Raw genomic sequence first — 23,319 nt, forward strand, 5'->3', positions numbered from 1 at the left:
TTGGTGAGTAGATATTGCATTGCATACACCGAAACCAATTCTGATTGGCTCCTACCTGAATTTCTCCTATAGTAACTTAACAGGGGAAGCATAAGCGGCGGCGTCATTGCGCGCAATAGTAATGTTTTGCACCGTTTGCACTTTCTTGAAGAGGCCTAGTATCCGATCAAATCTGGCCAATAACAGCCCCGTTGAAAAAGTCTAATTGCCGGAAAATGCTCCTCATTCCATAATGAACTCACGCAAAGGATTGTGGCATTCCATGGCTGCTTCAATCGTAATTGTTGTGATGACAACCGGAGGTGATTCGTAATGGAGCGTGGAGCAGTTCAGGACCTGGCGGCATCACAGCCAAGACTGTATCCTAATAAATGGGCACTCCGCAAGAAGAGGCTGATCCGTGATCGTTGGCTGTATATTCTCTTGATCCCAGGTCTGCTGTATTTTCTGATATTCAAGTACATCCCGATGTGGGGAGTCATGTTAGCATTTAAGGACTATCAGCCGTTTTTGGGCTTTTGGAAGAGCGAATGGGTAGGGCTGGAGCATTTCCGTGTGTTTTTTCAAAATCCCGATTTCTTCATGCTGCTGCGCAATACATTGATCCTGTCCTTCTATAATCTTATATTTTTCTTCCCGGCACCGATCATACTGGCGCTGCTGCTGAATGAAATTCGGCTTTCCTTTTATAAGAAAACCATTCAAACTATGGTGTATGTACCACATTTCATCTCTATGGTTATTGTAGCAAGTATGTCTTATGTGCTCTTAACGACAGAAGGCGGTACAGTCAATGAAATTGTGTATGCGTTTACAGGGCAAAAAGTTGATTTCCTCGCCAATCCTGACTGGTTCCGTCCGCTGATCATCCTCCAGACCATCTGGAAGGAGTGCGGCTGGGGGACAATCATTTTCCTGGCGGCGCTCTCTGGAGTAGATATGGAGCAGTACGAGGCGGCGACTGTGGACGGTGCGAACCGTTGGCGGCAGATCTGGCATATTACACTTCCAGCTATTCGTAGCACGATTGTTATTTTGTTGATTCTACGTATGGGGACGATCCTCGACAACGGGTTTGAGCAAATCTATCTGATGATGAATGCACTCAACCGTGAAGTAGCGGAGGTATTCGATACGTACGTGTACACACTGGGGATCACACAAGGTGCGTTCAGTTACAGTACCGCTGTGGGACTGTTCAAGTCCGTGATCGGCGTCATTATGGTACTGGGCACGAACTGGCTGGCCAAGAAGTTTGGCGAGTCCGGCATTTACTAAGCTATGACTAAGATCTTCGGAAGGGAAGGATAGAGCGTGGCCAAACAATATAGAACTGCTGGAGGCGTGACGTTTGACATCTTCAACTATGTCTTCCTCGGTCTAATCGGCATTGTAGCGATTATTCCGTTCATATTCGTCGTGTCCGGCTCCTTCGCGACGGAGGCAGAGATTACGCAGCGTGCTGTATTTCTGATTCCGACTACATTTTCGCTAGATGCGTACCGCTTCATTTTCTCCACGGATACGATTGTGAACAGTATTGGCGTCTCGATCTATGTAACAGTCGTCGGGACGATTGTGAATCTCTTTTGCACCGTCACTATGGCGTATCCATTGGCGAAGAAGCAACTGATGGGGCGCAATCTGATTCTGAATCTGATCATCTTCACCATGCTGTTCAGCGGCGGGATGATCCCGACGTATCTCGTCATTCGTGAGCTGAATATGCTCGATTCCCTGAACGCGTTGATTTATCCTGCAGCAATCAGTGCCTTCAATCTGATCATTGTGAAGAATTTCTTTCAGGAGCTGCCACTTGAGATGGAGGAGGCTGCCAAGATTGATGGCTGTACCGAACTTGGGCTGCTATGGCGAATCGTACTCCCACTCTCCAAGCCGGTGCTGGCAACGTTCACCTTGTTCTACGCGGTGGGTCACTGGAACAACTTCTTCTCGGCGCTCTTGTACATCAATGATCCGAGCAAATGGCCCCTGCAGGTCATTCTGCGTCAGATCGTCATGCTATCCCAGTCGGCTGCTGGTGATCTGAGTTCAATGGACCCGAATTTTGTGCAGCCACCGGACCAGGCAGTCAAGATGGCGGTCATCGTCGTTGGTACAGTGCCGATTATGCTGGTATATCCATTCCTGCAAAAGCATTTTGCCAAAGGGGTGATGCTGGGCTCTGTGAAGGGCTAAGTTATGGAGAGGGAAGCGGAGTTGAAGAGGGTCATTAGCAAGTTCTCAGACGAGTAGAGCAAGTTCTCAGACGAGTAGAGCAAGTTCTCAGACTGGCAAGAAAATGAATAAGTATAATGGAGGGGACATGTATGGCTAACACGAAACGCTGGTTGTCAATGCTGATTGCTGCTATGATGATAGTAACTTTGATCGCAGGTTGTGCCGGTGGCAACTCCGCCAATTCCGGTGACCAGGATCAAGGATCAGCAGGGGCTGATGATGGTGCTTTGAATCTGAATATCATGCTTCCAATCTTCAAAACGAATTATCCGAAGGATGGTAGTCCGACTGCAGCCGAGATTGAGAAGCGCACAGGAACGAAGATCCATTTTGAATGGGTACCTAATGCTTCCTATGCGGACAAATTCAATATTACACTGGCCTCAGGCAAGCTGCCGCATATTATTTATGTGGGCGATGTCAAGGCATCCAGTTTTGTGAACGCTGCCAAATCAGGCGCCTTCTGGGAGGTTGGTCCTTATCTGAAGGATTACCCGAATCTCAGTCAGGCGAACCCGGTCATTATGAAGAACTCCTCAATTGAAGGCAAGAACTACGGGATCTATCGTGGACGCAACCTCGGTCGTAACGGTATGGCATTCCGGAAGGATTGGCTGGATAAGCTCGGTATGAAGGAGCCAGAGACGGTCGATGACTTCTATAATATGCTGAAGGCATTCAAGGAGCAGGACCCGGATGGCAATGGTCAGGCTGACACCTACGGTATGGTGCTGGTGAAATGGACCGGACAATGGGCAAGTGGCTTCGATACAATCAAGCTGTGGTTCAATTCGCCTAATAAATGGGGCGTGAAGGATGGCAAGCTTGTGCCGGAGCATGAGTATCCTGAATATTTGGAAGCGCTTAAATTCATGAAAAAGCTCTACGATGAGAAGCTGATTAACTCAGACTTCCCGGTCATGGACAGTGCCAAATGGACAGACCCGATCGTGAATAACAAGGCTGGCGTAATCGTAGACGTGGTAGATGGTGGAGCACGGATCGACAATCGGATTCACGCTGCGCTGGAGAAATCAGGTCAGGATCAGCCGGACCAGCACTATATTGATGTTAATGGTGGAGTCAAGGGTCCAGATGGTCAACTGCGTACGCTGCCGACTTCAGGCTTCTCAGGAATCCTTGCCATTCCGAAATCCACGGTGAAGACGGAGGATGAGCTGAAAAAGGTACTGAAATTCCTCGATCAGCTGAACGATGCCGATAATCAGACACTGTTGAACTACGGCCTGGAAGGCAAGCACTACGCAATAGTGGACGGAGCTGTAGAGCGTTCCAAGGATACAGTCCTGCTGGAGAGTGAGGTTGAGGGACTGAACCAAATGCTGGCATTCATCCCTGAGGATCGCACGGCCAAGGTGAAGCAGACGCCTCTGTTGATCAAGCAAAATGCCGTACAGAAGGCTAATGAGGAGTTCATCGTTAATAATCCGGCGGAGGCCTTCATCTCCAAGGTGTATTCACAAAAGGGCTCGCAGCTGGACAATATCATCAACGACGCACGTATCAAATTCATTGTAGGACAGCTTGACGAAGCAGGCCTGAAGGCTGCATTTGAGGTATGGCGCAACACAGGCGGAGATGAACTGGTAAATGAAATGAACGAGCTGTACGCGAATTCCGAGAAATAAGGACCACTTTCGATCGTTAGATCCTGCTATGGCTGACATAGGCTTCATTCATCGTGGAGTCTGTGCCAGCCATGAGGCAGTATATTACCTCGAAAGGTTGTCCAAGGCAGCATCCCAGTAGCGATAGCAACCATGGCGTATAGAGCAGCAAGATGTGCGTGCTCTCATGGATGCAGACCCAGCCGGATGGAGCCGAAGGAGAAGCGTACAGTTTGGCTTCACTTCAAATCTAATTCGGCTGGTGAGAGCACATTGAAAAGGATCGCGATGCAATGGAGTCGGTACAGTCCGTTCCGGGCGGGACACCGGGGACGGTATTTTCGTAGTAACTTGACTATAGTCCTCGTCGTGTCCTCCATTCCCGGATTCATTATTGGTGCAATGATCTATTGGATGGCTGGCGGCAGACTGGAGAGTGAGCTGCTGGCGAACCACAATCGTCAGATCGAGCAGCGGGCAGCTTACATGAATGATCAATTAACGAATCTGGAGCTCATGCTGGCGCATTGGGCCTTCGATCCGAAGTTCGATTACAGTCTCAAGGGAATGGATTTCACGCTGAACCATGAACGGGCGTGGGATATTACCAAGACACTGGTGGTCATGCAGGGCTCTAGCTCCATGGCAAAACAGGTAGAGCTGTATTTGTCAGAGGAGCAGCCTGTTCTATTCAATCCCGAGTATGGTCTCGTGTCCTCTGCTGCGGTAGTCGAGCGCTATGAGAAGCTGATGGAGCAGGAACAGAGCACCTACTGGGCGCAGTGGGCGTTTGATCCCAATCGACCTTGGGAGAAGGACCTGACGCTGGTGCACCATATTCCTGGTGGCAGCCAGAGCCCGAACGGAGCTCTGCTGATGCGCATGGATTCAGAGAAGGTAGCCGCCATGCTGAAGACGATGATGCCTTACAAAAACGGCGAGACCTTCCTGCTGAGGACAACAGGGGATCTGTTCGTCTCAGCCGGGGGGAGTACGGAGGACGCTCCTTTCGTGAGCGCCCTGCGCAGCGCCATTCAGGAGCAGCGTGCCTCCGGGAGCTCGTCCTCGTTCCTGTTCAAGTGGGAGGATGTGACCTACGCCGTTACTTATGGCAGCTTCTCTCGGATTGCTGCGGAATGGCTGTATGTCTCGGCTTCTCCAATCACGAATATTACGGCTCCTGTCATTTTTATTTCTCGTCTGATCTTTGCGGTAAGCTCTTGTGCGTTACTGCTGGCAGCTATCCTGTCTTGGTTCGCCTCGCGGAAGATTTATTCTCCTGTCAGAAGGCTCATGCAGACATTAATGCCAGAGGATGCGGCTGCTCATGCCCGAGTGGATGAGTTCTCCGTGATTGAGCAGCGCTGGCTACATCTATACGGGGAGAGTCACGCGCTACAGTACACGCTATCCGAGCAGCTTCCCCAGGTGAAGGAGAGCTTCCTGCATCAGCTTTTCCAAGGGAATATGTATGCTTATTCCGAGCAGGAGCTTCGTAAGCGAATGGAACGCTATCAATGGAGTATGGACAACTGCCAATTGGTAGTGCTCTATATTCAATTAACAGGGATCTCCAGCCTGGAGGGGAAATTTAGGGATGGTGACGAGAGTCTGGTATCCTTCGCGGCTGTTAATATCATGGGTGAGATGGCTGCTGAACACTTTCACCAAGCGGAGAGTATCCATTTCCACGATCTGACAGCTGGCTTGCTTATTATGGGGACACCTGAAGAACAGCTGTTGAAGCAGGTACAGACCTTCGCAGAGGAATTGACAGGGGCGATCAATCGCATGCTCAAGATGAGAGTGACGATTGCTTTTGCCGCCCCGACGGACCGGGTATCAGCGGTTCCGCTGCTCTTCGAATCCGTGAAGCAGGCTGCCAGCTATCGTCAGTTCAGTGGAGAGAATCAGATCATCAATCTGGAGCAGATGGATCGTACTGGCGAAGCAGCGCCAGACTCGCAGTATTCCTTTACATTGGAACGGGGGCTCATTCAGGCTCTTCGTATGGGAGAGGCGGATGAGGCCTATCGTCTGCTGGAGGAGTTCCTGGATGCGCTATGTGCAGATGGTGCGAAGGCGATAGATGTGCAGCAGGGCATGCTGCATCTGCTCGGGAGTATCCAGCATGCGATTATGATATCAGGCGTTCACCCTAACCAGCTGTTCAAGGGTGCGAATATGTATGCTGCGCTGTCGCAGATTCATGAGCCGCGTCTCATTCTCGACTGGTTCAGATCGAAGGTGGTCGCTCCGTTCCTGAAGGAGATGGCAGAACGCTCGGACGCCGGCCTCCGACGGACCGTGGAGCAGGTAATGTCTTATATGAATGAGAATTACATGCACAATATTTCGTTGGATAGCTGCGCTGATTATACGGGCACAAGTCCGTTTGTGCTTAGCAAATGGTTCAAGAAGGTTACGGGTAAGAACTTCATCGATTATCTTACGGAGCTGCGGCTGGATAAGGCCAAGGAGCTGCTGCGGGATACCTCGCTGCTGATTAACGATGTAGCTGTACAGGTCGGATATCAGCATAGCTACTTCAATCGGATTTTCAAGAAGCAGGAGGGCATGACCCCCACGCATTATCGCAAGCTGTACCAGCAGGACAGCTCCGAATTTGCCCGGCAGGACGGAAAATAGTAGCGTATTGCTTATGTGCTTTTTTTCATGATGATACTTTAATACCACTTGAATACTTCAATACTATTAGGATATTTCATTAATATGAGACTACTTTATTACTCTCGAATCACCGAATTACTGTGCTGTCCTGCTCAGGTTGCTGCTTCTTGGACCTCAAGAAGCAGCTTCACTATAAGGAGATGATTATGTTGAACATGGTGCCAAGGATTCCTCTACGCTGGCTACATAAGCCGACCATCACCACAGGAGTAACCTGGGGGGTGCCGTGGAGAAAAGGAGAGCTGTCTCGCAAGGAGTTGCCTCACTTGGTTGCAAGCAGGCAGAAGCATGATGTCGAGCTCCCACTACAGAGTCGCCCAGCCGCCTACTGGCCCGATGGCAGCATCAAGTGGTCCTTCCATACCGCCATCTGTGAGGATTCCCAAGTTGGAGATGGAGAATGGATTTTGACTGAGGGAACAGATCCCAAGGATCTAGATGCATCAGAGATACAAGTCCTTCCTCTGCGAGTGGATGTTCAGGAGACGCAGGAGACCTTCATCATAGACACAGGTGTTATGACCTGTATAGTGAACAAGCAGGGACGAGGACTGCTCCGCAGTATCCACCGAAGATCAGGTGCGGCAATTTCTGCTTCCACGGTAAGCGCTCCGGATACGAATGAAATGGTACAGCTGTGCGATGGAGGCGAATTGATCTGTATACGTGAGGTGCGGGATCGGGTCTCCGGGACCGTGACGATCCGGGAGGAGAGCTTCGCGGGGCATACCCGGCGTGTTTTGCTGGAGCAGGATGGTCCGATGCAGGCTGTGCTGAAGCTGGAGGGAAGACACCGTTCCGTATCCAGCTCAGGTTCGCAGGAATGGCTGCCATACACGCTGCGTCTCTATTTCCATGCCGGACTGGATTCTATAAGGGTGGTACATACCTTTCATTACGATGGGAACCCGCATCAGGACTATATCAGAGGACTCGGAATACGGTTCAGCATTCCTATGCGTGGGCCCCTCTATAATCGCCATGTTCGTTTTGGTGGTGACCGTGGCCTGTTCAGTGAATCGCCCAAGACGTTGCATACCCGGCGCACGAAGGGGAAATATCAGGAGCTGTTCACAGATCAGACCGAGGGTCGCCCCGTGGCCTTCGACGCGGATGAGGATGCCTATTTTCTCAGCCTGCTGGCGGATTCGGCGACCTGGAACGGCTTCAGGATCGTACAGGACTCCGCAGATCATTACCGGATCGTCAAGCGCACAGCTGAGGGCAATGCCTGGATCAAGGCAGCCGAAGGGCGTCGTGCCGGTGGTCTGGGGTACATTGGCTCGGAGGGTGGCGGCGTAGCAGTAGGACTGAAGGATAGCTGGCGCAAATATCCCTCGGGCATGGAGATTGAAGCAGCCGCGACGGATAGCGCAAGCTTGACGGTCTGGTTCTGGTCCCCGGAAGCAGGAGCTATGGACCTAAGGCATTACGATACGGAAACGCATGTGGAATCATCCTATGAAGGAGCGGAGGAGCTGCGAGCTACACCGTATGGAATTGCGAACACGAACGAGCTGACGCTCTGGTGCACGGAGCAGACACCAGACAGGGAAGGGCTGGCGCGAATGCAGACAGCGGTGGATACGCCTGCAAGGCTTGTGTGTACACCGGAGTATTACCATGAGGCCGCTGTCTTTGGGATCTGGAGTCTGCCAGATCGAAGCACCCCGTCCAAGAGCTATCTGGAGGATCGGCTGGATGGGATTATCGAATTCTATCTGGAGGAGATCGAGCAGCGTAGATGGTACGGCTTCTGGGACTATGGCGACTTCATGCATAGCTATGATCCAGTGCGGCATGTCTGGAATTACGATCTGGGTGGCTGTGCCTGGCAGAACGGTGAGCTGGTGCCGAATATGTGGCTGTGGCTGACGTTCTTGCGGACCGGACGCGCAGATGTGTTCCGAATGGCCGAGGCGATGACCCGGCATACGAGCGAGGTGGATTCCTACCATTTTGGAGAATATGCTGGCTTGGGCTCGCGTCATAACGTCATTCACTGGGGCTGCGGCTGCAAGGAGGCACGGATCGCCATGGCAGGCCTCCACCGCTATTATTATTATCTGACCGGGGATGAGCGGATCGGGGATGTTATGGATGATGTGAAGGATGCGGATTTCAGTACCGTGACGCTGGACCCGATGCGGGCTTATTTTCCGAAGGACGAATTCCCGACTCATGCTCGGGTAGGACCAGACTGGGCGGCCTTCAGCTCGAATTGGATGACAAGGTGGGAGCGATTCGAGGATACGGCTTACCGTGACAAGATTCTGACGGGGATCGAATGCATCAAGGGAGCGAATCTGCGCTTGCTGTCGGGACCTACCTATGGCTACGATCCCAAGACCGGCATGCTCTACGGCATGGGTGATGACAATTGGGGCAGACACCTCGCGATTAGTATGGGCGGTCCGCAGGTCTGGTTCGAGCTGGCAGCCATGCTGGAGGACCCGGAGTGGGAGGATATGCTGGCGGAATTCGGTGTCTTTTACAATCTGCCGCAGGAAGAGAAGGACGCCATCACAGGAGGAATCATCAATGGTCCTCTTCGCTTTGAGCACGCTGTACTGAGTGTGGGTATTGCTGCCTATGGAGCGTATTACCGACAGGACACGGCTACGGCTGAGCGTTGCTGGAGCATTTTGCTGGCCAATCCGTTCGGGCGTGTGAATCTGCAGCGTGAAGCTGCACGGGTGCAGTATGTCCATGAGCTGAATGAGATTGACTGGATGAATACCAATGAAGCCTCACAGTGGTCGATCAACGCCATTATTAGCCTGGAGCTGATTGCTGCTGAGCTGCCTGAGGATGCAGCGGCGATTGCTGCTCGCGCCTAAGAGGTATGGGCTCTGACATGATGCCAGAGAAAAGCAAACGGGAGGTGGAGGATATGACGCACACTGAACGTCCTGTCTTGATTCCACAGCAGTGGGAACGAGTCTATTACAATCCACTCGCATCTCCGTCGGATGTTAGCAGCTTCCGTCTGGAGGGGCAGGGGGCTGTGACCTTCCCAATGGGTCGAATGCGGCTCGAAAGCACACTGGACCCAAAGGAAGGACAGCGTGCCAATGTCGTATATTGGTGCCCCGTGAGCTTTCCAGCGGATTGTGCAATTACTTGGCGCTTCCGTCCCTTGCGGGAGCCGGGGTTGGCCATTATGTTCTTCGCTGCTCGTGGTCAAGGCGGACGGGATCTGTTCGATCCTGCATTGGCAGTCCGTACTGGTGAATATGACCAATATCATCACGGGGATATCGATGCATTTCATGTCTCGTATTTCCGCCGAATGTGGGCGGAGGAACGCGGCTTTCATACCTGTAACCTACGGAAGAGCTATGGCTTCCATCTGGTAGCACAGGGGGCCGATCCGCTCCCGGATGTGGAGGATATGCGAGATGTGTACGACATCCTGGTGCTGAAGCAAGGTGCAGAGCTTACTTTTGCCATCAACGACTTGCCGATCTTTCGTTGGACAGATGATGGGGAGAGCTATGGTCCATTGCTTGAAGGTGGGTATATCGGCTTTCGACAGATGGCACCACTGATTGCGGAGTATGCCGATCTGTCTGTGTATGCACCACTGGCATCGTCTCAAGCAGGAGAGCTGCAATAAGCAAGAGAAATAGTCATAGAGCTGCCTACCGGATCACATGATCGCATGTTGGCTGTATAGAGGGAGCATGAGTAAGTATGAGTAAGTATGAGTAAGTATGGGGAAGTGTGACGAAGCAAGAGGGAGAATGAAGAAGAACAAGGGAAAATAAGAAGTAGGAAGAAGCAATAAAGAGCAATAAAGAGCAGTAAAAAGGTAAGAGAAGTAAACAGAAGTACGAGGTACATGGTAAGGACATACGAGCACAAAAAGGGCAAAGAACCTGATGAAGTTGAGATAGAAAAGGAGTGCATGCGATCATGCCTAGTATTTATTATTGTTATCCGCAAGGTCGGCATAAAGCGCTTACCATGAGCTATGACGATGGGAAGCGAGCCGATGAACGACTCGTAGGCTTGTTCAACCAATACGGCATCAAAGGTACCTTTCACCTGAATTCAGGTCTGCTGGATCAGCCTGAGCGGATTCCCGCGGATGAGCTTGTGGAGCTATACCGTGGTCACGAGATTTCTGTGCACACCCAGACGCATCCTACACTCGCACGGTGTCCTATGGAGCAGATCGTCCATGAAATCGTGGAGGACCGCAAGTACTTCGAGAGCCTGCTGCGTACACCCATTCGAGGAATGTCCTATCCAAATGGTTCCTATAACAAGGATATAATAAGCGTTCTTCCGTCGCTCGGGATGGAGTATGCACGTGTGGTGCCGACCACCCGGGGTGGCTTCGGGCTGCCTGAGGATTGGCTGGAGTGGAAAATGACCTGTCATCATAACGATCACCTGATGGAGCACGGGGAGAATTTTGCGGCCCTGCACAAGCGGCAGTACCTCTACCTGATGGCGGTGTGGGGACATAGCTATGAGTTCGATCAAGACAACAACTGGGAGGTCATGGAGCGTTTTTGTGAGCTTATAGGACACCGCGAGGATATCTGGTATGCGACGAACATTGAGATCGTCCATTATCTAAAGGCGTGTAACCAGCTGATCTTCTCCGCTGCTCGTGATTTTGTCTACAATCCAGGGGCTTCCTCCGTGTGGCTGGCAGTTGATGGCTCGATCGTAGAGGTTCCCGGGGGAGCTCAGGTGGATCTGAACTAAGTACCTTGACCAGAATCAAATGTGAGTGTAGAGCCGCTGCAAGCGGGGAGCCCTATCGACCACTGTTAAGCTTGCTGTTCTTTCCAACGAAATGGAAAAGCTGATGAACAGCAAGCTTAAAGGCGGCCACTGTCGTTTCTCTAGGGCTTCCCCGCTTTCTGTTTACCACGCTCTCTGCAGATCATTCAAACCCGAAATCGTATGCAGTCAAGGCATAGGGTTGTTGCTTCAATTGAGGGATGTGTCTGCTAAGGAATGTATCTGCTCGAACTCGACTGTATTCGTAAAGATGGCATGTATTCGTGTGAAGAAGAGACAGGAGGACTGGTTATGGAAGCACTTATTCAAGAGTTGGCCCCGCATTGTCTTGCGGATATTGATATTACGGCTGCTGGCCCGCGGTGCAAGCTGCTGCTGGGTGATCTGAATGGAGATGGGCGTGCGGAGCTGCTACTCGTGCAGCCAGACAACCGCCAGGATGTTCGCTATATTCCGCATCAGGTGCAGTGTCTCACGGCTTACGATCTGGAGGGAAGGCTTCTATGGCAGACAGGGAAGCCCGACCCGGGTGCAGGGAAGCAGGGCTCAGATTATCCTGTTCAAATCTACGACATTGACGGCGATGGACAGCTTGAGGTGCTGTGTGTAATGGATGGACGTTTTCATATCTTAGACGGTAACACTGGGCAGGTAAAAGCCGTGCATGATCTTCCGTCCGAGCATGCACATGACTGTATTATCATTGCCAATCTGACAGGGGGGGACCATCCCTCGGATATTATCCTCAAGGATCGGTATCACCAGCTGTGGGCACTTGACCGGGACTTCAATCTCCTGTGGACACATAAGGGGAATGTAGGGCATTTCCCGTGGGTGTATGACCTGGATGGAGATGGGTTGGATGAGGTCATGGCCGGGTATGACCTGCTGGATGCCAAGGGACAGCTGCGCTGGAGCTGCCATGATCTGGACGATCATGCGGACTGCATCTGGGTCGGTGATGTCAATGGCGATGGACTACCTGAGCTGGTCATTGGCGGCAGTGTGACGGTGATGTACGATCGGAACGGACAGGAGTTGTGGCGCTACGAGGGCTCGATTGAATCTCAGCATCTGGCTCTGGGACGATTCCTGAAGGATCAGCCAGGACTGCAGGTAGCCGGGCTTGACCGAATGGTACGGGAGGATGATGGCAAAGGATTAAAGGGCAAGGATGCCCTGTTCCTGCTTGATCACGAAGGCCGTGAGGTGTGGAAGGAAGAACGGACGACAGGCGGATGGCTGACGATTGTAGAGACGGTAGGTCACTGGGAGCAGGACGCACTGGATTACATTCTGGCCTATCGTCGGGGCGGAGGCGTGTATCCGGGTCTCTATGATGGTGAAATGAACAGAGTTGTGCAGTTCCCTCATGAAGGCTATGCTGCACACGGGGATTTGCTGGGAACCGGACTTGAGCAGGTCATTATCTATGATGATGAGACTGCAAAGGTTTTTGCCTCTGCACCTATGGAATTGACCCCGGCTGCTGCCAAGCCGTTGAAGCAGAGCAAGCGTCTTTATAGCTCAACATTGTATCCTGGTGGAGAATGGGTCTGAGAGGAGGAGCGGACGATGAGCAGATTGGTTGAGAAGAATACGGACAATACGAAGGATGTGAAAGATTCAAAGGCTTTGCCTGCCATGATCCATTCAAGCACGGCTGTCCAAATAAGCGATGCCGCGGCTCACATTCCGGCGTATTTTCCTCCTCATCATAGTATAAGCCGATATGCGGGAACGCAGATCGAGCAGGTGCTGACAGCTGTCGCTGGGCGCTTCGTGGGTGCACACCCGGCTCACCCCCCGGTGTACCGTGTCCATTCGGAGCGCGGCTTCCGGCGCTTGCCGGATTGTCGCTATGATATGAATCTGCATGAGAGATTCCCATCTGTACAACCGGGTGAATTCGTCTATGTGTGGGGAAAACTGTGGAGTGACACGGAGGCCGAGCTCCCGTTTGCGATCAGCTGTTACAGTCCCGCCCGGGTCTATATCAATGGGAGAAGCGCATTTCGTTCCAATCTGAACGAGGATGTGTTCCCAGAGCGGCGGAGCTATTTCCGGGCTAAGCTGGATGCGGGCTGGAATCATATCGTACTGGAATTCGTGGCTGTCGGCACGGGCTGCGGCGGTATATTCGGCACAGGCAGTGTGAAAGGAGCCCCGCTGCACTTGCTGATGCCGACTGACGAGCATAACGGCTGCGAAGGCTGGCTGTACAGCGCTCCGCAGCAGCAGCGGTGGAATGTATGGCCAGGTCAGTCGAATGTGGAATCCTCCGGGGCCGATATGCATCATAGGCAGGAGAAGACGGCGACCTCTCATACGATTACGGACGGAAGAGACAATGTCAGAGAGGAGAGATCCTCTGTTACTCTGGGATATGGAGAAGCTGACTTTGCTGCAAAATATACGTGGTATCCTGACCTCCGCTGGACTGAGCAGGAGCAGCAGGAGGGACAGCTCTCTCGTATCTTTGGTGTGAAGCAGGATGCCGTAGCGTTCTCCTGGTGCAGCATTGAATCTAAGAGTCCAGAGCCGATCCTTGTGAAGCTATACGGGTCCTGCCGGGCCATCTCGTCCCTTGCGGTGTACCTTGACGGCACACTGGTCAGCAACAAGGCGCAGGATCGTGACCAGCTAGTCGTTCCGTTGCGACTGGATTTTGGTCGCCATGAGCTGATTGTGGAATCCGTATGTGACGGTGAAGGCTGGGGCTTCGAGCTGGAATTAGAGTCAGACGCAGACACGGGTCCAGATCTAGACTCAGGCTTTGACGATACTGCTTCATCGGTACTCCAGGTCAGTACACCAGAAGACGGTGCGCACCATAGGAGCGATCATACAGCTATGCAAAAGGTCCGTCTCGTACAGCCTTATCGCATTGAAGGCTCGACTGATCCGTGGCTGCATCTGGGGCCATTCGAGGTAGAGGAGGCCCCGTCTGTAGCCTCTTTACCTACCGTTCGTGCGCTGCTGGGCGAGGAAGCCTCAGCCCAATTCTGGCGTGTGGATCAGCCCGACAGCTGGGTGCGCCCCTATACAGAGACGGCGATGTATGGACGCTGGAACTATCCTCTCGGGGTCACGCTATATGGTCTGCTTGCTACAGGGCAGGAGCTGTCGCAGCCTTATTTTGCAGACTATGCACAAGGACACATCGAACAATGTACTTCATTGCATGCCTATGCGGTCTGGGACCGCGATCGCTTCGGAGCACCAGGAATTAACCATCAGCTCACCTTGATAGATTCGCTGGATGATTGCGGCTCCTTCGGTGCCGCCATGCTGGTAGCCCATCGAATGCGCCCATTGCAGGGAGCTGTGAAGGCCGCAGCAGATATTGCTGCTTATATCACACAGGTGCAGGATCGGCAGGAGGATGGCGCTCTATACCGTGCAGCAGGGACTACGGATTTCATGAAGGATACGATGTGGTGCGATGATCTGTACATGAGTACGCCGTTCTTGACGGAGTATTACCGATTGACTGGAGAGGCAGCCTATCTGGAGGATGCGGCTCGGCAGTTCTTGCTGTACCGCAAGCGGATGTTCCAGCCGGAGCTGGGCATCATGCATCATGTCTATGATATCAAGTTCGACAAACCCAACGGGGTGCCGTGGGGCCGGGGGAACGGCTGGGTTATTTTCTCCCTCACAGAGCTGTTGACCGTGATGCCAGAGGAGCATGAGCTGCGGGAGGAGCTGCTTCATTTCTGGAATGAGCTTGCCTATGGGTATTTGCGGCTGCAGGATCAGCAGGGCTTGTGGCATCAGGTGCTCACCGACCCTGAATCGTATGCGGAGGCATCATGTACATCCATGTTCATCTATGCGTATGCGCGTGGTGTGCGTCTGGGCTGGGTAAGTGAGCCGGATATGTTCATGTCCGCAGCTCAGCGTGGCTGGGAGGGCCTGTCCCGCTACTGTATCGACAAGGGTGGCAATGTATATGGCGTCTGCCGCGGCTCGGGCTATTCCTTCAACAAGCTGTATTATAAGGAAGAGCTGGATTGGCAGCTCAATGACACACATGGGATTGGAATTGTGCTACTGGCTGGTGTGGAGCTGCTGCGTCTTACGCGTAGCTTGACGACAGGGCATGACGAATAGAGCTTAACTAAAGGACACAGCTATGGGGAGAGCAATTCAAACTCGTAGCTGTGTTTTTCCTAACCACGAATGCGAGCTTCAGAAGCTATGGGAACGAATATATTCTGAATGGTTCCCGACATCTGAATACGAACAGGTGGAAGGCCCTAGTTTTGAAATGTATTGTGGTATGGCAGTGAATGATTCCGGGGAAATCTGGATACCTGTGCAGAAAAAATAGCTTTCTTAATTGGATGACATGCAAGCATTGGAGCAAGGGGAGATGAAACTGATTCAATTGAAGGTCGATATGAGTTTGGCTCGAAGCAAAAGAAGCTTGTCTATAAACTGAAGGAGGGCGTCTCAAGCAGCCATTAGATGGCTTTTGAGGCACCCTCCTTTAATTTGCAGTGACAGATAAAATTCTGGTCACCTGTAGAAGTTAAGCATATTTCTAGTATTCATGAATGAGTCTGCCCCATAACCTTCAGGACAACACATTCTTGTTCTTTTTACAGATCGTCAAACCCGTTATCGTCGCCCACTTTACCGTAGTTGCGGGATTTGGCTTCGAAGAAGTCGGTCTTGGTCGCATTCAGCGCTTCATCCGAGAAAGGCTTGATCCACGGCATGCAGTTCACATCCACACCTTCGTAAGCTTTCTCCATACCCATCAGGCGAAGACGCTTGTTCGCGATGTACTTGATGTAATCGGACAGCTCATTGAGGTCAATACCACGAACATTAGGCAATGTGTAAAATGCCCAGTTTGTCTCCAGCTCCACGGCGCGATGGATTGTGCTGTAGACATAATCCATGTTCTCTTTGGTGTTCAGCTCCGGGAAGTCTACCAGTAGCTGCTTGAATACCTCTGCGAAGAAGTAGCAGTGCTGATTCTCGTCACGCTGAATGTAAGAGATCATCTGGCTGGTACCCATCATCTTCTGGTCGCGTGCCAGATTGTAGAAGAAGGCGAAGGTACTGTAGAAGAAGATACCCTCCAGAATCAGGTCCGCTACCATGGATTTGAAGAAGGTCTGCGGATTAGGGTTGTCCCGGAACTCCTGATAGATGTTAGAGATAAAGGTGTTGCGCTCCAGCAGCACCGGATCATGCTTCCAGTACTCGAAGATTTCCTTTTGCTCCTGCTCGGATACGAGCGAGGAGAGAACATAGGAATAGGATTGATTGTGTACAACCTCTTGCTGTCCGATAATGGCGGCTACAGCCTCCAGGGAGGAGTCGGTGAAGTAGCGCTTCACATCTCCCACGAACATGGTCTGCATGGAATCGAGTACGGCCAGCAAGCCGATGTTGATCTTGAAGGTACGCTGCTCTTCGGCGTCCAGCAGCGGGAACTGTGATGCATCCTTGGACATCGGTATCTCATCAGCGATCCAGTGGTTCAGGAGCAGCACCTTGTACAGCTTGTACATGTGCGGCATCCGAATATCGTTCCAGTTGAGAATGCCGGAGCATTCTCCTTCTATAATACGAGTCGAGCGGTTGGGCGCTTCGGTGTTAAATATTTTTTGCAACTGCATGGGTGAGTCTCTCCTTCAGTTGGGTTTAGGATGCGCAGCTATCGCATTCCTCAATCGTCAGCGCACGGCTGCGAACATAATAGGTCGATTTCATACCGGATCTCCAGGCATGCAGATGAAGCTCCAGGAATTCGGTAGCCTTAATATCTGGACGAACGTACAGGTTGAAGCTTTGTCCCTGGTCGATATGACGCTGACGAGCGGCTGCCATGTTGATGGAAGCGTGCTGGTCTACGAGGAACGCTGTCTTGTAGTACCAGATAGTATTGGCGTTCAGGTCTGGTGCAGGGTTAGCGATCTTGTAGGTCGTCTTCTCTTCATAGGACAGCAGCTCATAGAGCGGATCAATACTGGCCGTAGAACCAGCGATGATCGAGGTGGAGCCGTTAGGCGCGATCGCGAACAACCAGGCGTTGCGTACACCGTTCGTCTGCACCTCTGCAGCCAGCTCGCTCCACTGCTCAGTCGTCACGAATTTGCCTGGACGGGTACCATCTGTGTAATGGCGGGAGGTAAAGTATTGTCCATTCTCCCAGTCAGAGCCTGCGAATTTCGCATAACGGCCCTTCTCCTTCGCCAGCTCCATGCTGGATCTGACAGCGAGATAATTGATCTTCTCGTACAAATGATCATTATACTCTACCGCCTCATCGGATTCCCAGCGGATGCCCTCCAGAGCCAGCAGGTGATGAAGACCAAAGGTTCCAAGGCCCACGGCCCGGTATTGGCTATTCGTATATTGAGCCTGCAGCACCTCAATATTGTTGATGTCGATAACGTTGTCCAGCATGCGCACTTGAATAGGCACTAGACGATCCAGCACGCCTGCAGGTACTGCACGAGCCAGATGGATGGAGTTCAGGTTACATACGACGAAATCTCCAGGAATTTTGGAAATAACGATGCGTGTCTGCCCATCCTTGGTTACGAGTTCTTCCTTCTCTACCACGGTTGGAGATTGGTTCTGCATAATCTCCGTACACAGGTTGGAGGAATATACCATGCCATGAACGCGGTTCGGGTTCGCACGGTTCACGGTATCACGATAGAACATATATGGTGTACCTGTCTCCAATTGGGACTTCAGCACACGCTTCATAATATCGATCGCCTGTACCGTAATCCGGGACAGTGTCGGATGATTCACAGCTTCCTCGTACTTCTCGCGGAATGAACCTGCTCCTGCTGTCTCGTCGTAGAAATCCTCCAGTCCCAGCGGACGACCATTCTCATCGGTCCAGCCCATGACCTTCTTGACTTCATGTGGACAGAACAGACTCCATTCACCGCGACTCTCCACGCGCTCCATGAACAAGTCAGGCAGGCAGACACCGTGGAATACATCATGCGCACGCATACGCTCATCACCATTGTTCAGCTTCAGGTCAAGGAAGGCCAGAATATCCTTATGGAATACATCCAGATATACCGCAATGGCACCCTTACGTGTTCCAAGCTGGTCTACGCTGACAGCCGTATTGTTCAGCTGGCGAATCCATGGGATGACGCCCGAGCTGGTGTTCTTGTGTCCACGGATGTCAGAGCCTCTAGCGCGAACCTTGCCCAGGTATACGCCGATACCGCCGCCCATTTTGCTGAGACGAGCTACGTCTGTATTGGAATCAAAGATACCCTCTAGGGAATCGTCTACGGTGTCAATGAAACAGCTAGAAAGCTGTCCGGCCACCTTCTTGCCTGCATTGGACATCGTCGGTGTAGCAGCCGTCATATACATGTTGCTCATCGCCCAGTAAGCTTCCTTAACCAGCTCCATGCGGCGCTCCGCTGGCTCCTGGTGCATCAGGTACATGGCGATGACCATGTAGCGTTCCTGTGGCAGCTCCATCACCCGACCGTCAAAATCATGGGCAAGATAGCGCTCGGATAGAGTCAATAGTCCAATGTAATCGAACAGCAGATCGTTCTGGTATTCAATGCACTCACCCAACTCGTCGATCTGCTCTTTGCTGTAGCAATCGAGCAGTTCCTGACGATAGATACCTTTCTTCACCATCTCGGTAATGAGCGGGTAGAAGGCACCGTATGGATTGTCGTGGTAGGACTTATAACGGCGGTTATAGGCTGCCTTCTTATACAGGGAAGTGAGTAGAGAGCGAGCAGCTGCGAATTTCCAGTCTGGCTCTTCCTTGGTCACGAGCTCCAGAGCAGACATGATGAAGGCATTGCTAATCTCGTCTCCAGTGACCTCGTCACGGCGCAGCTTGGAGTTAACCCCGCGAAGCAGGCGTTCCTTATCAAGCTGATTCAGGCCGTTCAGCGCCCGATCGGCATAGACGGACAAACGCATCTCGTCGAAAGCAAGCTGGCGGTTATTAGGTTTGGTCACGGTGTGTGGCATGGATGAATTCCTCACTTTCATGGGATAAATAATTTGCGATATGAATAACTCAAGGGATAAATGATGATTGGGCTGTTCGATAGATCGACAGCAACGATAAGAGGAGCATCACACTGTGAGCTATGGTCGGCAGAAGCGTATGCTGCAATCTGTTGATGGTGTTAGCCTGCTTATAGAAGTGGAAAATATATGTAAAGCTATAGGCTTAAGGACAAAATCGTCTTTTTTCGCTTCCGCACTATATTTAGATGCTGTTTAAATAGGTTACCCCAATATATAGTGTTTTGCAAACAGAAAATTCGAAAGACGCAATGACGATTATAGCAAAATTCCATGCAAAAGGTAAAGGATATTGCTGGTTATCGTTCAAATTGCAAGCTTTTGAGAGTTAGAATGAGTATGCCGAAGTTTGGCTCAAATTTGAACTTTGTGTGGAACGATTTATGATCGCCTTCTTGTTCCTCTCTACCTGAGCTCAATTGAATTGGCAGGCTGCAGACTGGTAGAATAGAGTTTAGAATGATCCAATTTGAAGGAGGAGCAGCCAATGGCAATCGCTGAAGTGACCGTCATCCCAATTGGTACTGGAACTACAAGTCTGAGTGACTATGTGGCAGATATGCAGCGCGTACTGGCTACGCAGAAAGGAATCTCCTACGAGCTTACTTCGATGAGCACGATCATTGAGGGATCGCTTGACGATGTATTTACTGCAATTGCTGCGCTACATGAGGCGCCGTTTCAAGCAGGGGCAGGACGGGTGTCCACCTCGGTGAAGATTGATGATCGTCGCGACAAGGAATCCTCGCGTAGTCTGAAGCTGCAATCGGTCACCTCCAAGCTGTCAGCGTTACGTAGTAAGGACCTGAATTAGATATGTCTGGTGCTGGACTGGACTACGGCTATTCATACATACATAGGGGAACAATCGGCGACAGGATAACAATTCCCGATCTTAAGCAGCATTGGTGTCTCCAAGAAGGCCAAGTCAGCGCGAAATTCAAGACAAAGTACTCCGCTGCATCGTAACCATCTCTACACCTAGGCATATACTGCTCGGGTAAAGGAGATGGGCGATGTGCTATTTGCCATACTGCAATTGATCGGCGGTGTCATCTTATCCATAGGCTGGGTGCCCCAAATTGTACTGATGTGTAGAGAACGCTCGGCCAAGGGGCTTCATTTGAATACCGTCATATCCATGTTCACTGGGGTTCTGCTAATGGAGATCTATGCATTGGATCTCATCACTAGCGGCACCGGGTATGCTTTCCTGATTACGAATACGATGTCACTCCTGCTGCTGGCAGTAGTGCTGTTTCTGGCGCTGTGGTATCGGAGAAAGTGAAATTTGATATTGAAAGAGAAGGCTATTAACCATAAATTTCTCACATGGATAACGGAATCCGGAGACTCCAATTTGGTTTTTCCGGATTCTTTGCATCTCATCTTTTGAGGGATCTTTAGGATATTGCTCCGGAGATCGGTTAGAATGTATAGATGTCATGTTGTTTGACCGGCTTCCAGCCTTTGGACCGGTCTTTTTTGTACCTGATGAGTCGAACGGATAACGACTTGTAAGGATGAAGCATTTACCAAGTGGTTGAAAAATATTAAAATTAAGCTAATCTGCTTGAAGAAAGGATTGGTTATGGTACATAAACCCAAGAAACTTACACCCACTGAATTGCTATTGAAGTTCCTCTTTATTACAGCGGGAGCAATTCTGGCAGGGGTGTCACTGGAGCTGTTTCTCGTGCCGAATGCGATTATTGACGGCGGGATTACAGGGATTTCTCTAATGATTGCGAATGTGACCAAGCTTCCACTCGGGATATTTCTGTTCGTTCTGAATCTTCCGTTCCTGTTCATCGGATACAGACAAGTAGGCAAGACCTTTGCCTTGTCAGCTCTATACGGAATTGTGGTTCTGTCGCTTACCACCGGCTATCTCCACCATGTAGAGGCCTTCACAGACGACAAGCTGCTTGCAGTATTATTCGGAGCGCTGCTGCTGGGATTGGGAGTTGGCCTAGTGCTTCGTCTGGGAGGAACTACCGACGGTGCTGAGATTCTGGCGATCCTGATCTCCAAAAAAATCAACATCTCTGTCGGACAGATCATTCTCATCATCAACGTGGTTATTTTCATCGTGGCAGGCTTTATTCTGGGCTGGGATTCGGCGATGTATTCCATATTTACGTTCTACATTGCCTCGAAGGTCATGGATATCGTCGTTGAAGGTCTGGATGAGTCCAAATCAGTCACGATCATTACGAGTGAATACGAGGAGATGTCCGAGGCTATTATGACACGTCTGGGCAGAAGCACTACCTACCTGTACGCTAGAGGAGGCTTCACCAAGGAGGAGACTCAAGTGATCTACTGTGTGGTCAGCAGACTGGAGCTGTCTATGCTGAAGAGCGTCGTGCAGGAAGTGGACAAGTCGGCCTTTGTCGCCGTCGAGGATGTCGCTGACGTGTATGGCGGTGGCTTCACCAAGAAGGGCGCACATTAAGAAGCAGGCTGTACAGGACTGCTTAGATTGGGAAGCAGACGAGGGTACCCTAAGCCTTGGAGGCAAGGGGTGCCCTTCGTTGTATTAAGCAATGGTGCAGACTTGTAGTGGCTTTACACTCCTATTTGATCTGGTCAAGGTATTAGTAAAAGAAGGTTCAGAACGCAGGCGCTGCGGTTGGAGGATGGACTGTAGTCTGTTACAATATGATTGCACAAATAGTGATTTAGATGACGGATTGCAGGACGATATTAGTTCTATGTGTAGAGGAGTGAACATGTTGGGAAATTCAATTTTGATAGAAGCCTTGCTGTACTGGCTGCTGCTGATCGTTGCGGCGGGGAGTGTCGTGCTGGTCGCAGGCAAGAAGCGAATTGCTAGTCTGATTATTCTCAGCCCGATTGTGCTATTCAGCACACTGATGATCATGCAGGGGGCAAGCTACACGATATCGAACGGGATTCAGCAAGAGGATGTTCGAGGTATTTCGCATACGTTGGCTGTTGCGCTTTCCTGTATCTTTTTTGTAGTTGCCATCATTATCGTTCTGGTGAAGCGTAGAGGTGGTAAGCCTGGTGAACCCAGCAAAAGCAGCTCTTAAGGTATAATCAGACTTACAATAAGGGTATACAACAAGTAGGAGGCGATTGTGATGTCACAAATGACCCATTTGTTGTATATCCTGTTTTTTTCAGCACTGGCTCTTGGAGGCATTGGCAGTATCGCATGGTGGATGTATTCTGTAGGCCGCCAGGAGAGAGACAATGGTTGATGATTAAGGGCAGAGCACAGCTTCAGTTGAAGCTGTGTTTTTTTGGATGCGGCACAGGGTTGCCAACAGTATTAGTAACTGTTAAAATAGGAACAAGTGTTCTTATTTTCTGAAGTTATTTTTGGTGATCATTTTGTTAGTTTACTTATGTTGAACTGCTTATGTTGAGATCATGTTGATGGTTGGTGTGGTGTTGCATTCTAATTCGTGTAAGCAGATAGACTATGTTTTATTCCAGTTCATGAAGGAGGGGTTCCATGCTGCCAGATCTTGAGCGCAAGCTACTGCGTATCCTGTACAATTTCTATGCGCAGCAGCGGCGGATGCCCAATGAACGAGAGCTTCAGGTGAGGACTGGGCGGAGCAAGCAGGAGATAACGAACGCCTTTATCCATTTGGAGCAGCAGGCGTATATTCGATGGGACGACAAGTCCTCGTTTATGCAGGCGGTCATTCTGGAGGGATGGGAGCGTCCCGAGGGAAGCACCCAGACCAAGAGACCCTTGCCTCAGCGCTCCTCACAGGATGATGAGGCCTATAGATACTGGACCGATTATTAATCCTTGTAGAGGGGTTTAATTTAATCTTTCTTTAAGGTTCATATCATTTGATTTTAAGGTAGGCCACCTATACTACAGATATTAACCCCTTTCTTTCATCAAGTGTGAATGAACCCGCCCATAATGGACGGGTTATTTTTTTGCCCAGCG

The 23,319-nt window shown here is 51.0% G+C and carries 17 protein-coding genes; 15 read left to right on the forward strand and 2 right to left on the reverse strand.

Features of this window, described 5'->3' with window-relative positions; genetic code table 11:
* Positions 1–312: 312 nt before the first annotated feature.
* From K331_RS0112080 to K331_RS31450, 10 genes are all read left to right on the forward strand, one after another.
* Entirely contained in the window at positions 313–1,278 is a 966-nt protein-coding gene (locus K331_RS0112080; RefSeq protein ID WP_028590488.1) for an ABC transporter permease, read from the forward strand.
* A gap of 36 nt (positions 1,279–1,314) precedes the next feature.
* Complete coding sequence (locus K331_RS0112085; protein ID WP_018887122.1) at positions 1,315–2,199, forward strand: carbohydrate ABC transporter permease; 885 nt, start codon at positions 1,315–1,317, stop codon at positions 2,197–2,199.
* A 131-nt stretch (positions 2,200–2,330) separates the two neighbouring features.
* Complete coding sequence (locus tag K331_RS0112090; protein ID WP_018887121.1) at positions 2,331–3,890, forward strand: extracellular solute-binding protein; 1,560 nt, start codon at positions 2,331–2,333, stop codon at positions 3,888–3,890.
* Between the two features lie 186 nt (positions 3,891–4,076).
* On the forward strand, positions 4,077–6,518 hold the full coding sequence (locus tag K331_RS0112095; protein ID WP_028590489.1) for an AraC family transcriptional regulator: 2,442 nt from the start codon (positions 4,077–4,079) through the stop codon (positions 6,516–6,518).
* Positions 6,519–6,706: 188 nt separating this feature from the next.
* Positions 6,707–9,400, forward strand: coding sequence for an exo-rhamnogalacturonan lyase family protein (locus K331_RS0112100; protein ID WP_051289813.1), 2,694 nt, complete (start codon positions 6,707–6,709; stop codon positions 9,398–9,400).
* 53 nt (positions 9,401–9,453) lie between these two features.
* On the forward strand, positions 9,454–10,179 hold the full coding sequence (locus K331_RS0112105) for a DUF1961 family protein (RefSeq protein WP_028590491.1): 726 nt from the start codon (positions 9,454–9,456) through the stop codon (positions 10,177–10,179).
* A 299-nt stretch (positions 10,180–10,478) separates the two neighbouring features.
* Positions 10,479–11,282: a polysaccharide deacetylase family protein gene (locus K331_RS0112110; RefSeq protein WP_028590492.1), complete on the forward strand. Its 804-nt coding sequence runs from the start codon at positions 10,479–10,481 to the stop codon at positions 11,280–11,282.
* A gap of 330 nt (positions 11,283–11,612) precedes the next feature.
* Positions 11,613–12,881 carry a hypothetical protein gene (locus K331_RS0112115; protein WP_028590493.1) on the forward strand — a complete coding sequence of 423 codons (1,269 nt, stop codon included), beginning with the start codon at positions 11,613–11,615 and terminating at the stop codon, positions 12,879–12,881.
* A 15-nt stretch (positions 12,882–12,896) separates the two neighbouring features.
* Positions 12,897–15,437: a glycoside hydrolase family 88/105 protein gene (locus tag K331_RS0112120; protein ID WP_084165465.1), complete on the forward strand. Its 2,541-nt coding sequence runs from the start codon at positions 12,897–12,899 to the stop codon at positions 15,435–15,437.
* A gap of 22 nt (positions 15,438–15,459) precedes the next feature.
* Positions 15,460–15,657, forward strand: coding sequence for a GyrI-like domain-containing protein (locus tag K331_RS31450; RefSeq protein ID WP_084165466.1), 198 nt, complete (start codon positions 15,460–15,462; stop codon positions 15,655–15,657).
* A 271-nt stretch (positions 15,658–15,928) separates the two neighbouring features.
* Here K331_RS31450 and K331_RS0112125 read toward each other — a convergent pair whose 3' ends face one another.
* Complete coding sequence (locus K331_RS0112125) at positions 15,929–16,960, reverse strand: ribonucleotide-diphosphate reductase subunit beta (protein ID WP_018887112.1); 1,032 nt, start codon at positions 16,958–16,960, stop codon at positions 15,929–15,931.
* Positions 16,961–16,985: 25 nt separating this feature from the next.
* Positions 16,986–19,319, reverse strand: coding sequence for a ribonucleoside-diphosphate reductase subunit alpha (locus tag K331_RS0112130; RefSeq protein ID WP_028590495.1), 2,334 nt, complete (start codon positions 19,317–19,319; stop codon positions 16,986–16,988).
* Between the two features lie 547 nt (positions 19,320–19,866).
* Here K331_RS0112130 and K331_RS0112135 point away from each other — a divergent pair.
* The 5 genes from K331_RS0112135 (at position 19,867) to K331_RS0112160 (ending at position 23,169) form a co-directional block, all read left to right on the forward strand.
* Complete coding sequence (locus K331_RS0112135) at positions 19,867–20,193, forward strand: MTH1187 family thiamine-binding protein (RefSeq protein WP_018887110.1); 327 nt, start codon at positions 19,867–19,869, stop codon at positions 20,191–20,193.
* A 195-nt stretch (positions 20,194–20,388) separates the two neighbouring features.
* The gene (locus K331_RS0112140) at positions 20,389–20,667 is read left to right on the forward strand and encodes a PQ-loop domain-containing transporter (RefSeq protein ID WP_036634792.1); all 279 of its coding nucleotides are present in this window, start codon (positions 20,389–20,391) and stop codon (positions 20,665–20,667) included.
* Between the two features lie 303 nt (positions 20,668–20,970).
* Positions 20,971–21,837: a YitT family protein gene (locus K331_RS0112145; protein WP_028590497.1), complete on the forward strand. Its 867-nt coding sequence runs from the start codon at positions 20,971–20,973 to the stop codon at positions 21,835–21,837.
* Between the two features lie 277 nt (positions 21,838–22,114).
* Positions 22,115–22,438 (forward strand): hypothetical protein, encoded by a 324-nt coding sequence (locus K331_RS29430; RefSeq protein ID WP_154659253.1) that lies wholly within the window; start codon positions 22,115–22,117, stop codon positions 22,436–22,438.
* A 428-nt stretch (positions 22,439–22,866) separates the two neighbouring features.
* Positions 22,867–23,169 (forward strand): hypothetical protein, encoded by a 303-nt coding sequence (locus K331_RS0112160; RefSeq protein WP_028590498.1) that lies wholly within the window; start codon positions 22,867–22,869, stop codon positions 23,167–23,169.
* Positions 23,170–23,319 lie beyond the last annotated feature (150 nt).

Source organism: Paenibacillus massiliensis subsp. panacisoli DSM 21345, assembly GCF_000426545.1.
Taxonomy (GTDB): Bacteria; Bacillota; Bacilli; order Paenibacillales; family Paenibacillaceae; genus Paenibacillus; species Paenibacillus panacisoli.

Bases quoted from the DNA above. Each gene is read 5' to 3' on its own strand.
- K331_RS0112080 (WP_028590488.1), top strand. From the start codon at position 313: ATGGAGCGTGGAGCAGTTCAGGACCTGGCGGCATCACAGCCAAGACTG.
- K331_RS0112090 (WP_018887121.1), top strand. From the start codon at position 2,331: ATGGCTAACACGAAACGCTGGTTGTCAATGCTGATTGCTGCTATGATG.
- K331_RS0112095 (WP_028590489.1), top strand. From the start codon at position 4,077: ATGGAGCCGAAGGAGAAGCGTACAGTTTGGCTTCACTTCAAATCTAAT.
- K331_RS0112100 (WP_051289813.1), top strand. From the start codon at position 6,707: ATGTTGAACATGGTGCCAAGGATTCCTCTACGCTGGCTACATAAGCCG.
- K331_RS0112105 (WP_028590491.1), top strand. From the start codon at position 9,454: ATGACGCACACTGAACGTCCTGTCTTGATTCCACAGCAGTGGGAACGA.
- K331_RS0112110 (WP_028590492.1), top strand. From the start codon at position 10,479: ATGCCTAGTATTTATTATTGTTATCCGCAAGGTCGGCATAAAGCGCTT.
- K331_RS0112115 (WP_028590493.1), top strand. From the start codon at position 11,613: ATGGAAGCACTTATTCAAGAGTTGGCCCCGCATTGTCTTGCGGATATT.
- K331_RS0112120 (WP_084165465.1), top strand. From the start codon at position 12,897: ATGAGCAGATTGGTTGAGAAGAATACGGACAATACGAAGGATGTGAAA.
- K331_RS31450 (WP_084165466.1), top strand. From the start codon at position 15,460: ATGGGGAGAGCAATTCAAACTCGTAGCTGTGTTTTTCCTAACCACGAA.
- K331_RS0112125 (WP_018887112.1), bottom strand. From the start codon at position 16,960: ATGCAGTTGCAAAAAATATTTAACACCGAAGCGCCCAACCGCTCGACT.
- K331_RS0112130 (WP_028590495.1), bottom strand. From the start codon at position 19,319: ATGCCACACACCGTGACCAAACCTAATAACCGCCAGCTTGCTTTCGAC.
- K331_RS0112135 (WP_018887110.1), top strand. From the start codon at position 19,867: ATGGCAATCGCTGAAGTGACCGTCATCCCAATTGGTACTGGAACTACA.
- K331_RS0112140 (WP_036634792.1), top strand. From the start codon at position 20,389: ATGGGCGATGTGCTATTTGCCATACTGCAATTGATCGGCGGTGTCATC.
- K331_RS0112145 (WP_028590497.1), top strand. From the start codon at position 20,971: ATGGTACATAAACCCAAGAAACTTACACCCACTGAATTGCTATTGAAG.
- K331_RS29430 (WP_154659253.1), top strand. From the start codon at position 22,115: ATGTTGGGAAATTCAATTTTGATAGAAGCCTTGCTGTACTGGCTGCTG.
- K331_RS0112160 (WP_028590498.1), top strand. From the start codon at position 22,867: ATGCTGCCAGATCTTGAGCGCAAGCTACTGCGTATCCTGTACAATTTC.